Origin of the sequence: Bacteroides zhangwenhongii, from assembly GCF_009193325.2 — a bacterium.
Lineage (GTDB): Bacteria > Bacteroidota > Bacteroidia > Bacteroidales > Bacteroidaceae > Bacteroides > Bacteroides zhangwenhongii.
In genome coordinates, this window is sequence record NZ_CP059856.1 from 5,193,167 (window position 1) to 5,206,462 (window position 13,296).

Consider the following 13,296-nt stretch of genomic DNA (forward strand, 5'->3'; position numbering starts at 1 on the left):
TCAAACGAGATAAGACCGAAATTTCGCTATATGCGATATATAAATAAGTAGCAATTTTGTAGAAACGGAATAATAACATATTAGAAAACAATTCATATATTTGCACGATATGTTCACAAGATTGTTACAACCAAATGTAAATAAAATGATAAAACAATCCATTTACACTTTCATTCTATTCTCCTTGCTATTTTTGACAAGTTGTATTTCTAACAAGAAGACTTCTCTCGAAGCATTCAATCAAGATATATATACTCCTGAATATGCGGCAGGATTTAAGATATTAGGCTCAACCAATGTCCAAAGTACTCTGATACAGGTATTCAACCCATGGCAGGGATCCAAAGAGGTAGAAATGTCCTACTTCATATCACGAAATGGAGAGCAGGCACCCACCGGATTCACCGGTCCTACCATTCCTGCCGGAGCAAAGCGCATTGTATGTATGTCTTCTTCCTACATCGCCATGCTCGATGCACTAGGACAGGTAAACCGAATCGTGGCGGTATCGGGCATCGACTATGTATCGAACCCATATATCCTTGCGCATAAGGACTCTATCAAGGACATGGGACCTGAGATGAATTATGAACTGTTGCTGGGATTGAAGCCGGACATCGTTCTGCTATACGGTATCGGAGACGCACAGACCGCCATAACGGACAAGCTGAAAGAGCTATCCATTCCCTATATTTATATGGGTGAATACTTGGAGGAATCACCGCTAGGCAAAGCCGAATGGATGGTTGTTTTGTCCGAACTGACGGACAGCCGAGAGAAGGGTATCGAAATATTCAGTGAAATTCCGAAGCGTTATCTGTCATTGAAAGCACTCACGGAATCGGTCGGACAATGCCCGACAGTTATGTTCAACATGCCGTGGAACGACAGTTGGGTGATGCCTTCTACAAAAAGCTATATGGCGCAACTGGTAGCGGATGCGGGTGCAGAGTATATCTACAAAGAAAACAGTTCCAACAGTTCAACCCCGATTGGACTGGAAACGGCTTACGGGCTGATACAAAAAGCGGATTATTGGATTAATGTAGGTTCGGCAACGAGTCTGGATGAGTTGAAAACCGTCAATCCGAAATTCGCAGATGCGAAAGCTGTACGTGAACGGACGGTTTATAATAATAATTTGCGGCTGACCCCGACGGGCGGTAATGATTACTGGGAATCGGCAGTGGTACACCCTGACATGGTTCTACGCGACCTGATTCATATCTTCCATCCAGAACTGGTACCGGATTCACTCTATTATTACAGGCATCTGGAATGAAACGAACCTATGCCTAGAAGAATGATCGAATCTTTATTTGCCAAACGTACTCGCAATTCCAGATGAAGCAACCTCATAAACATACCGCCCTTTTATTTATTGCATTAGGTATCGTTGCCGTACTATTATTATTGATAGACATGGCAACAGGAGATACGTACATCCCTATCTTGAAAGTATGGGCGGTGCTCACCGGCGGCGAATATGACGAAACGACGCGCAATATCCTACTTTCCATCCGGTTCATACGGGTAGTAGTGGCGGGACTGATAGGCGTGGCGCTTTCCGTCAGCGGCCTGCAGATGCAGACAGTTTTTCAGAATCCGCTGGCAGACCCTTATCTGCTGGGAGTCAGTTCGGGCGCAGGACTGGGAGTGGCTCTGTTTATACTAGGCACTCCGTTGCTCGGATGGACGAACTTCCCGCTTCTCCAATCAATGGGTATCGTCGGTTCGGGATGGATAGGAACGACTGTCATCCTATTGGGAGTAGCCGTCATCAGCCGGAAAGTGAAAAATATTCTCGGCGTGCTGATTATGGGGGTTATGATAGGATACGTGGCAGGTGCCATTATCCAGATTCTGCAATATCTGAGTTCTGCCGAACAACTGAAAATGTTCACGCTTTGGTCGATGGGCTCGCTCAGCCATATCACTGCCACCCAACTGGGAGTCATGATTCCGATGTTGTGCATAGGTCTGCTGATCTCCGTAGCTTGCATCAAGTCACTGAACCTATTGCTGCTCGGTGAGAACTACGCGCGGACAATGGGAATGAACATCAAGCGTTCACGCACCTTCATTTTCGTTTCTACCGCATTGCTGACAGGAACGGTCACTGCTTTCTGCGGTCCGGTAGGTTTCATCGGGCTGGCTGTGCCACACGTCACCCGGTTGCTGTTCAACAATGCCGACCACCGGATACTTGTTCCCGGCACCATGTTGACGGGACTTATCAGTATGCTTCTCTGTGACATTATCGCCAAGAGCTTCCTGCTCCCGGTGAACTGCATCACTGCCCTGCTGGGTGTTCCGGTTATTTTATGGGTAATCGCTAAAAACTTGCGTAGATTCAAATGATAGAGCTTAAAGAACTGACATTAGGGTATGGACAGCGTACGCTGTTAGAGATGGTAAATGCCCGGATGACGGGCGGACAACTCATCGCCCTGCTGGGACGCAACGGGGCAGGAAAGAGTACATTGCTCCGTGCCATGATGGGACTGGAAAAGCCACAGTCGGGAGAAATCATCCTACAAGGCAAGAAAATAGCCTCGTTGAAACCGGAAAAACTAGCCCGTAGCATCAGCTTTGTAACGACAGACAAAGTACGCATCGCCAATCTTCGCTGTAAAGATGTAGTGTCTATGGGGCGCGCCCCTTATACAAACTGGATCGGACAACTACGACCGGAAGACGAAATGCGGGTAGATACTGCCATACAGCTGGTCGGTATGTCCGCTTATGCGGAAAAAACCATGGATAAGATGTCCGACGGCGAATGTCAACGAATCATGATTGCCCGGGCGTTAGCCCAGGACACCCCTGTCATCCTGCTCGACGAACCCACCGCCTTTCTCGACTTGCCTAACCGTTACGAACTCTGCCTGCTCCTGAAGAGACTGGCACAGGAAGAGGACAAATGTATCCTATTTTCCACACACGACCTCGACATAGCGCTGTCACTCTGCGACTCTATCATGCTGATAGACAACCCGCATATGTATACACTGCCTACTCCGGAAATGGTAGCGAGCGGACATATCGAAAGACTGTTCCGAAACGAGTCGGTGACATTCGACGCACAAAAGATGAGGGTACGTATAAAATAAACATTTTATCACTAGGATAAAAATATAAATAATAAAATATGATTCTCGTAAGCTGATTTTTTAGCCAAACAAGATAAAGTTATTAATAAATTCTCTAACTTTGTGGCGTTAAGGTTTCTTGTTACAGTATATACACTGTTAAGGAATTAAAAGGGAATGCCGTGTAAACCGGCAACAGAACCTGCTGCTGTAAATCTCCGCTCCTTGTAATCAGAGAGCAAAATTGCAACACGAAAGTCACTGGATAGTTTATCTGGGAAGGCGTTGCAAAATGGGATGAGTCAGAAGACCTGCCTTGATGCTCTGATTTACACCTGCGGGATTTCGGGTAGTAGTCAAATAGAAAATAAGCAATTATCTTTTATTTGGTATAATAGCTATATGTCCGTTTGTGTAGATTGAATTCAGATCTGAACAAACGGATTTTTTATACCTATAAAATAAAAGACATGCTTTCTATTCAAGTCCATTCATACAATAAGCATTGTATCCATTTACGGTGGATATTATGTTTGATTCTATCTCTATTTACCACATTACCGGCCATTTCCCAGTCCAGAGTTCGGCATCAGACTTCTCTGTCTGATACACTTCTCAAACTCAAAGAAGTTACTATCTACAGCAACCGGATACAAAAAAAGATGTCTCCTGTACAGATTCTGTCCGGCAAAGAACTGGAGAAGCTCAATGTTTACTCCGTTGCTGATGCTTTGCGCTACTTTTCCGGAGTACAGATAAAAGATTACGGAGGTATTGGAGGACTAAAAACCGTCAATATACGAAGTATGGGCAGTCATCATGTCGGAGTATTTTATGATGGTATTGAATTAGGAAATGCGCAAAATGGAGTCGTCGATCTAGGCCGGTTTTCATTAGATAATATGGAAGTCATTTCACTGTATAATGGTCAAAAAAGTGCCATCTTCCAACCTGCCAAAGATTATAGTTCCGCAAGTGCCATATATATGCAGACACGAAAGCCCATATTCAAAGGGGAAAAGAAAAACAATCTGAACATCGGGGTGAAAGGCGGTTCATTCTCCACCATCAATCCGTCACTACTTTGGGAACACCGTTTCAACGAACGAATAAGCAGTTCCATCAGTACGGAGTATATGTATACATCAGGACGATATAAATTCACATACGCCAAGAAAGATGGTTACGACACAACAGCTGTTCGTCAAAATGGAGACGTAAGAATGTTACGTTTGGAGAATGCATTCTTCGGAAAAGTCCCCAAAGGAGAATGGAAAGCCAAAGCATACCTATACAACTCGGAACGGGGATACCCCGGAGCTGCGGTAAGAGAAGAACCGGGTAAGTTTCGCCATCAGGACCGGCAATGGGATACCAATCTGTTTGTGCAAGGATCTTTTCAAAACTATTTTAAGCCTTGGTACAGTCTGCTAGCCAACGGAAAATATGCTTATGACTATCTCCACTATTTATCCGATCCCAGACTGGATGTCACCACCATGTATGTAGACAATCACTACCGACAGCAAGAAATCTATGCTTCGGCCGCCCATTTATTCACCATCTATCCCTGGTGGAGTATGTCATTATCCAACGATTTTCAATGGAATACATTACGGGCCGATCTCATAGATTTTGTCTATCCAACCCGTAATACAATCCTGACTTCTGCTGCCACGTCCTTTGACTTCAACCGCCTCATGTTGCAGGCGAGCCTGTTATATACTCATGTCGACGACAATACACGTACCAAAGGAGCCAATGCAGGCACCAAAAACAAATACACTCCGTCTGTCATAGCCACCTGGCAACCATTGACCAAGCTCCCTCTGAATGTACGAGCCTTTTATAAGAAAGTCTTTCGTATGCCGACTCTCAATGATTTGTATTATACTTTTATAGGCAATAAGGACTTAAAACCAGAATATACCACCCAATACGATGTGGGTATCACTTTCTCTCACACCTGGAATAACCATTGGCTGAAAAGCCTGGACTTACAAATAGATGGTTACTATAATGAAGTAGATGATAAAATCATTGCCATGCCTACCTCCAACCAGTTCCGTTGGACTATGATTAATCTCGGACATGTGGAAATTCGGGGATTAGACGCAGCCATACGAGGAGAATGGGGCTTCGGAAAGGTGGAACTTAGCACTCTCTTCAACTACACCTATCAAAAGGCACAGGATTTTACCGATCCTACCAGTGAATGGTATGGAGGCCAGATTCCTTATATACCTTGGCATGGAGGTTCCATCATCCTCAATGGAAGTTACCAAACATGGTCCTGTAACTATAGTTTCATTTATACAGGTGAACGTTATGAAGCAGTCGCCAATATCCCGGAGAACTACGCACAGCCTTGGTATACTCACGATTTTTCCCTATCCAAAACTTTTCAATGGGGGAAAACGGGAATACGTGTAACGGCAGAAATTAATAATATCTTCAATCAGCAATATGAAGTAGTGCAATGCTATCCTATGCCCGGTACAAGTTTTAAAATCAAATTAAACGTCATGTTATGAGAATATCTGTTCTATCCATCATTATCTGTTTTGTTCTTCTGTCGACTTCTTGTCGCGAAGATGAACGCATTATTCCGTCAACTCCCAACCAAGTTACCCCCGGAGTAAGCGGTACCTCTGTCAAAGGTTTCTTTCTACTCAATGAAGGAAATATGGGAAGCAACAAGGCTACCCTTGATTACTTTGATTACGAAACCGGTATCTATCATAAGAATATCTATGCGGAACGGAACCCGGGAGTCGTACAAGAATTGGGGGATGTGGGAAATGATATCCAAATCTATGGAAATAAGTTATATGCCATCATCAACTGTTCTCATTTCGTAGAAGTGATGAATGTAGAAACAGCAAAACACATCACGCAAATTTCCATACCTAATTGCCGTTATATCGTCTTTAAAGATAAATATGCATACGTCAGTTCGTATGCAGGCCCTGTCAAAATAGATCCCAACGCCAGACTGGGGTATGTAGCACGTGTTGACACTACCACACTGACTGTCAAGGATACCTGTGTGGTCGGCTACCAGCCGGAAGAAATGGTGATTGTGGGCAACAAACTCTATGTAGCCAACTCCGGCGGGTATCGCGTACCTAATTATGACCGCACGGTATCCGTCATCGACTTGAACACATTCAAAGTTATCAAAACCATTGATGTGGGAATCAATTTGCATAGAATGGAATTAGACCAATACGGAAATATTTATGTCTCATCCCGGGGAGATTATTATGACACTTACTCCGAAACATTTGTAATAGATTCCAATACCGATAAAGTGATCGAAGAATTACCGCTTCTTCCCAATACAGAAATGGCTATTTGCAGAGATTCACTGTATGTATACAGTACAGAATGGAGTTATTACACCAACAGTTGGACAGTCTCTTACGCTATTTATAATACAAAAACAAAGAAAACTGATACCCGCAATTTTATTACAGATGGTACGGAAAAATCTATCAAGATACCTTATGGAATAGCAATCAATCCGGAAACAGGTGAATTCTTCGTCACCGATGCCAAAGACTATGTGACTCCCGGCACATTATATTGTTTCTCCCGGGATGGAAAAAAGAAATGGTCAGTCACAACCGGAGATATTCCTGCTCATATTGCTTTTACATACAAAAAACTAAAAGAGATTGAATAATTAAATTCATAACCATTAATAACTAAAAAAACAAAAACAATGAAGAAAGTTCTATTTTTACTGCTCACTGTCATTACAGTATGCAGTTGTTACAATGATGATGATCTTTGGGATAAAGTCAATGATCTCGACGGACGAGTAGAAACACTGGAAACGACCGTCAAGGGAATGAACTCTGACATTACTATTTTACAGAATCTGGTAGACGCGCTAAATCAAGGGAAAGTAATTACAAATACAGAACAAACCTCTGAAGGTTATACATTGACTTTCAATGATGGTAGCAAAGTGTCCATAAAGAATGGAACAAATGGCACAGATGCTCCTGTCATTGGAATAAAAGCAGATGAAGACGGAACATATTACTGGACAATTACCACTAATGGGGTTACAGACTGGCTTCCGGATGCAGACAACAAATTAAAAGTAACGGGTACAACCCCAATCATGGGAGTTGACGACGATGGGTACTGGACGGTTAATACAGGTGACGGAGCCCAACCAATAAATGGGGCAGACGGTAAACCTATAAAAGCAAAAGGGGAAGATGGAGATTCTTTCTTCAAATCCGTTACAGTCAATAACAACTATGTATTAGTTACTCTTGCAGATGGAACATCGTTCACATTACCCAAAGGGGAAACATATACATTTGACATTGCCAATAGAGATTATACCTTGTTCTCGTCTAATGAAACAAGGACGTATCTGCTTACAACCGCCAATATAGACGATGCAACATTAATTGCTATTCCGCAAGGATGGACAGCGGTTCTTAATGATAAAGATTTAAAAATCACAGCTCCAGCAGTTTCAGGTGATGATGTCAAGGATGGTGAACTTAAAATACTTGTTACACCATCCAAAGCCTTTGGAAAAGTGATAAAAATGCAATTAAGAGCAGTTCATGAAGCGCGCTTTTTAACATTTGAAGACGCCGATTACAAAGGTGATGCTAATATAGTAGGAAAAACAAACTGGTCTTCATTAATTGATAATCCCCAATATAACGGTCCTCTACTTTATCCTACGACAAGTACTCTCTATCAATGGAATGACAAAAACAACACTTTCCTAGCTTCCGAACTTCCTAATGGATGGGGTGACTATAAATATTGGGGTGGTGGACATGCCATATCAAACTACGTAGAAACAGATATGGCCAACGGAGATTATCTACATCAACTTGGTGTCTATTACCAAGATCCAATAACTGGTTTTGGCGGTCATAATGGCTCTAAAAATTTCTGTGTACACTATGGATATAAGGATGATTCCGGATTTACTGATGGTGCAAAATTACCATCCATTTATTTTTCCGATAACCAAGCACGTGTAGTAGATCATATGTATGTCATGTGGAATACTTATTTAGCTAACTGTATTTTTAACGGTAACAGCCTGACTGAGCCTGTCGGTCCGGATGGTTATGTAAAGATAATCGCCATCGGTTTTGATGCAGCAGGTAAAGAAATAACCAATCATTTAGAGTTTTTCATTGCTAATGCTAGAGGTAATATTCAGGAATGGACTTACTGGGATCTTTCTTCGTTAGGCAAAGTTTCGAAAATTGAGTTTAATATGGCAGGTGACAGTGACAATGGTTATGGTTTCAGCCAACCGGCCTATTTTTGTTATGATGACGTAGCGGTAAGATTCTAATGAAACACATTACACCTTTACTACTCGCCTTATTGACATGCATATCATGTGCGGAAGAAGAGGAGAAATCTCCTCTTCCTGCCGCTCCTGTCATTACCTTGAAAGAAGAAGTCCCCATCTATAAAACCAAAATCGGTCGGGAAATAACCATCGCTCCTATTTACGAAAACATCGATTCGGAAACGGCCTTTAATTGGACAATAGATGGAAAGAATATCTGTACCGCTTCCACCCTGACATTTTCAGCCGATGAAGCCGGAAGATATTATATCCTGATTTCCGCAACTAACGCCGGAGGAACAACAGAAAAAGAAATACGTATTGATGTTTTCCAACTTGATGTACCCACCATTTCTATAGCCGATGCAGACAAAGGTTTCAAAGTTCTTCAGGGATCCGAACTAACCATAACACCGGTAGTTGACTCTTTCCTAGATACTAGTTATTCTTGGCAAATAAATGGTCAGGAAGTTTCAACTGAACCAAATTATTCATTCCCTACAAATGAGCTTGGCGAATATGATGTTCGCTTCTCGACTCATAACGAAGATGGTGAAGATGAAATCTCCTTTAAAGTCGAAGTATGTTCACCGGATCAAATAGATTTCAATTGGACGTTTCTACAAGACGAATATAATATGTCATCAGGTAGAACGATTCAAATCAAGCCGGTAGATATAAAAAATGCACAAGATGCTATTTATACATGGTCTGTAAATAACAAACAAGTACAATCAGGAGCAAGCGATAGTTATTTGTTCACATCCGACCAAGAAGGAGAACATACAATTAAAGTAGAAATGAAAAATTCGTATATACTTGTCACGCAAACATTAAAAGTCAACGTTTGTCCGCCCGAGGGAACATACCAACGCAAGATAAATGCTACTAGTTCTGCTTCTATGAACAAAGTATATGAATTTTTACCCGCTCCCGGTCAGTTTGTTAATGAGAACTATACAGTAACTACCATGGCAGAAGCCTGTACCTATGCAGAAGAACGAATCAATCAGACTGCTTATGTCTCTTTAGGCGGATTCGGTGGATACATCATCGTTGGATTCGATCATAGTATCGTGAACGACGGAGATTACAACATCGCTGTTACTGGTAATGCTTTCGATGGTTCATCAGAACCCGGAATTGTATGGGTAATGCAGGACGAAAATGGTGATGGGTTACCCAATGACACTTGGTATGAATTGCGCGGATCCGAATATGGAAAAGCCGAAACCTGGCAGGACTATGCCGTCACCTATCATAAACCAACCGGTATTCAGCTTCCCACCCCATGGACAGACAATCATGGTCAAAGTGGGTCTATTGATTATTTGGGCGCTTTTCACCGGCAAGATTATTATTATCCCGCCTGGGTAAAGGAGAAACAATATACTTTGCGAGGTACTCGCCTGAAAGAGCGTAATTACGATCAATCCGGTAATGGTACTTATTGGGTAAATGATAGTTATGAATGGGGATATGCTGATAATTTCAGCGCCATTGATCGTCTGACAGATGATGACAACTATAATGCCGGACCGTCTGACAATCATTTCAAGATATCCCATGCTGTAACTTTCGACGGTAAGGATGCAAACCTGAAGTACGTTGATTTTATCAAAGTACAAGTGGGTGTTAATAGTAAAAGCGGTTGGTTGGGTGAAATATCCACTGAAGTTTTTGGAATAAAGGATTTCAACATGCTCAAATAATTGATAGAATATACATAAGAGATTCTTTTCCCTATTAAATATAGAGATAAAAATTACCAAATGGTAATTTTTATCTCCTCTCATAACCCTACCTTTGTCGCCATTTTCAACGACAAAGGTAGAAAGTTATGAAAGATAGTATTAATTTCGGCAGTATGAACATCTCCACGTTGTTCCGTAAGTTACTAATTCCTACGGTACTTGGGATGGTATTCTCGGCTCTGTTCGTTATTACGGACGGTATATTTGTAGGAAAAGGTATTGGCAGTGACGCACTGGCAGCAGTAAATATCACTGCACCGCTTTTTATGATTGCAGCGGGTATCGGACTGATGTTCGGAGTGGGAGCTTCGGTGGTGGCTTCCATTCATTTATCTCAGGGAAAACGCAAAGTAGCAAGTATTAATATCACTCAGGCAATTGCTTTTTCCGCATTGCTCATACTTATCCTGTCTGCTCTGTGTCTTTATTTTATAGAGCCATTGGCCAGATTATTGGGTAGTTCGGACCGATTGTTGCCGTTAGCCGTAGAATATATGGCATGGTATCTTCCTTTTCTCGTATTCTACGAAGTATTAAATATAGGAATGTTCTGCATCCGCCTGGATGGTTCGCCCACCTATGCCATGATGTGTAATGCAGTTGCAGCCATACTCAATATCATACTGGATTATATATTCATCTTCGAATTTGGTTGGGGAATGATGGGAGCAGCTTTTGCCACCAGTCTGGGAACTGTTGTGGGAGGGTTGATGACACTGATTTACCTCCTCCGTTTCTCTCGTACCCTCCATCTATGCCAAATAAAGTTAAGTATCAAAAGCCTGTTACTGACTCTTCGCAACATCGGTTATATGATTAAACTGGGAAGTTCTGCTTTTATCAGTGAAGCCTCCATTGCCTGTATGATGTTTCTGGGGAACTACGTTTTCATCCGCCATCTCGGTGAAGACGGAGTAGCTGCATTTAGTATTGCCTGTTACTTCTTCCCTATCATCTTCATGGTCTATAATGCCATTGCACAATCCGCACAACCCATTATCAGCTATAACTTCGGAGCCGGACTGCCCGAGCGTGTACGAAAGACACTGCATCTCGCCATTCGGACCGCTTTAATCTGCGGTATCAGCTTTTTCATTCTTACCGTACTATGCTGCCAGGACATTGTTTCGCTATTCATTGACCGCAGCTACGCTGCATTCGATATAGCAGTAAACGGGCTTCCTTATTTCGGAATAGGATTCATATTCTTTGCCGTCAACATGATTGGCATTGGTTATTATCAAAGCGTTGAAAGAGGTCAGCGGGCAACAATTATCACTCTTCTCCGGGGAGTAGTGTTTATGCTGATCGGATTCTTTGCGCTCCCTCCGGTATTGGGTACACCGGGTATCTGGCTAGCCGTACCATTGGCAGAGTTATTAACTACTTTCTATATTTTCGGAATTTATTTGAAAGATCGTTTCATTGTTTGCCGACGATAAGTATCTTTACAATATGAGAACATTCATTGAAAAACTTTGCGATAGATACAAGGTATCAGAAACCGATGTACAGTCTCTACTGAACTGTATGGAAGAGGTACATTTCAAAAAGAGAGATTTAATAGTACGCGAGGGGACAAAGAACTGTAATCTTTATTTTATCAAGACAGGAATATGGCGAGCCTATTATCATAAAGACGGAGTGGACACTACCATCTGGTTTGCTTCAGACGGAGAAGCTGCTTTCTCCGTCTGGGGGTATGTAGATAATGCCTACTCATTAATAAATATTGAGGTCATGTGTGACAGTGTGGCCTATTGTATTTCCCGAACAGCTCTGAATCAGTTATTCGCCTCATCCATCGGACTCGCTAATTTGGGGCTCCGCCTCATGGATCATCAGTTTCTTCAACAGGAAAACTGGCTTATCAGTTCGGGAAGCCCACGGGCTAAAGAACGCTATCTCAACCTTATCAAAGAGACTCCGGAATTATTGCAATATGTGCCTTTAAAACATATTGCGTCTTACTTGTGGATTACACCACAGTCACTCAGCAGAATACGGGCGGATATAGCACGTACGGGAACCTAAAAATTATAAAGGTTGCCAGAATTTACACTTCTTCACAGCGCACCATATCCCAACCGCGAAATTGAATCAGCAATCGATGACGAGTTGTCCCAATAGCCAGTTGCCGAGCCTTTTTATCTTCACTATATTGAAGTAACCACTGATTTCATAAACAAAAGACACTCCTGCTATCTAAAGCACCTCCACGCTACATAAACTATCTACTTTTGTAGTAGATACCGATTCGTTCCACAGATATGGAACAAAACGATAATAGATATAGAACTAAAGGGAAACAACTGTGGAACTAAAAGTCAACAGTTGTAAAACGAATTAATACTAACTAATAAAGCAACAGACATCAGTATATGAGTGCAATATATGATTTATTTGAAACTCCCAGTCCTAACAAACAGGAGAAACAACCGTTACATGCCCGCATTGTATCCAAAGGAACAATAAGTAAAGACGAATTTCTGGACCGTGTGCATAAATTCACAGGAATCAGCCGCAGCCTGCTGACAGGTGCAATGGAATCTTTTTCCAATGAAGCCAGAGATTTACTGGCGGAGGGCTGGAATGTAGAAATAGGAAATTTCGGTTTCCTATCCACATCGCTGGAATGCCCACCGGTAATAGATAAAAAAGAAATCCGCTCCACCTCTATTAAAATGAAAAATATCCATCTTCGCGCAAGCCGTTCATTCAAAAAGGAGGTCAGTGACAAAATGAGATTACAGCGTGGCGAATCACCGATCCGTCCCAAAAGGAACAGCATTAGCCGGGAAACCTGCCTTGCACGTCTCAACAAATATTTGGAGAATCATTTATTTATCAGCCGGACAGACTATTCCCTCTTAACCGGACGGAATAAGAAGATTGCTATCCAAGAATTAAATTCATTCATCAGCGATGGGGTTATCCGTAAAGAAGGAGTCGGAAAATTAAGCGTATACACAAGTCTAAACCAATCTGCATTCATTGAGCACCATTAAAGCACCTCACCGGTAAGTGACTGTTATATCTTTGCATCGTGATCACAAAGAAAGAGAAACGATAACCAAAAGTATTAATTAAAAAAACAAAA

General features: G+C 42.1%; 10 protein-coding genes and 1 riboswitch. All 10 genes read left to right on the plus strand.

Annotated features, from left to right (window positions below; all coding sequences use genetic code 11):
• The first annotated feature begins 145 nt into the window (after window positions 1-145).
• The 10 genes from GD630_RS20515 (at window position 146) to GD630_RS20560 (ending at window position 13,204) form a co-directional block, all read left to right on the plus strand.
• Window positions 146-1,282, plus strand: a complete 1,137-nt coding sequence (locus tag GD630_RS20515) for an ABC transporter substrate-binding protein (RefSeq protein WP_143864985.1) — start codon at window positions 146-148, stop codon at window positions 1,280-1,282.
• Window positions 1,283-1,344: 62 nt separating this feature from the next.
• Window positions 1,345-2,361, plus strand: coding sequence for a FecCD family ABC transporter permease (locus GD630_RS20520; protein WP_143864984.1), 1,017 nt, complete (start codon window positions 1,345-1,347; stop codon window positions 2,359-2,361).
• Complete coding sequence (locus tag GD630_RS20525; RefSeq protein ID WP_143864983.1) at window positions 2,358-3,113, plus strand: ABC transporter ATP-binding protein; 756 nt, start codon at window positions 2,358-2,360, stop codon at window positions 3,111-3,113. The genes GD630_RS20520 and GD630_RS20525 overlap by 4 nt, the downstream gene beginning before the upstream one ends.
• Before the next feature lie 94 nt (window positions 3,114-3,207).
• A riboswitch (cobalamin riboswitch) is annotated at window positions 3,208-3,425 on the plus strand.
• Between the two features lie 137 nt (window positions 3,426-3,562).
• Complete coding sequence (locus GD630_RS20530; protein WP_143864982.1) at window positions 3,563-5,626, plus strand: TonB-dependent receptor; 2,064 nt, start codon at window positions 3,563-3,565, stop codon at window positions 5,624-5,626.
• A complete protein-coding gene (locus GD630_RS20535; RefSeq protein ID WP_143864981.1) occupies window positions 5,623-6,780 on the plus strand; it encodes a DUF5074 domain-containing protein in 1,158 nt (385 codons plus the stop codon). Before GD630_RS20530 ends, GD630_RS20535 begins: the two co-directional genes overlap by 4 nt.
• Window positions 6,781-6,819: 39 nt before the next feature.
• Window positions 6,820-8,442: a PL29 family lyase N-terminal domain-containing protein gene (locus GD630_RS20540; RefSeq protein ID WP_143864980.1), complete on the plus strand. Its 1,623-nt coding sequence runs from the start codon at window positions 6,820-6,822 to the stop codon at window positions 8,440-8,442.
• Window positions 8,442-10,154 (plus strand): PKD-like domain-containing protein, encoded by a 1,713-nt coding sequence (locus tag GD630_RS20545; RefSeq protein ID WP_143864979.1) that lies wholly within the window; start codon window positions 8,442-8,444, stop codon window positions 10,152-10,154. The genes GD630_RS20540 and GD630_RS20545 overlap by 1 nt, the downstream gene beginning before the upstream one ends.
• Before the next feature lie 128 nt (window positions 10,155-10,282).
• Window positions 10,283-11,638, plus strand: coding sequence for an MATE family efflux transporter (locus GD630_RS20550; RefSeq protein ID WP_143864978.1), 1,356 nt, complete (start codon window positions 10,283-10,285; stop codon window positions 11,636-11,638).
• Between the two features lie 13 nt (window positions 11,639-11,651).
• The gene (locus GD630_RS20555; RefSeq protein WP_143864977.1) at window positions 11,652-12,230 is read left to right on the plus strand and encodes a Crp/Fnr family transcriptional regulator; all 579 of its coding nucleotides are present in this window, start codon (window positions 11,652-11,654) and stop codon (window positions 12,228-12,230) included.
• Between the two features lie 347 nt (window positions 12,231-12,577).
• Window positions 12,578-13,204, plus strand: coding sequence for an HU family DNA-binding protein (locus GD630_RS20560; protein WP_143864976.1), 627 nt, complete (start codon window positions 12,578-12,580; stop codon window positions 13,202-13,204).
• Window positions 13,205-13,296 lie beyond the last annotated feature (92 nt).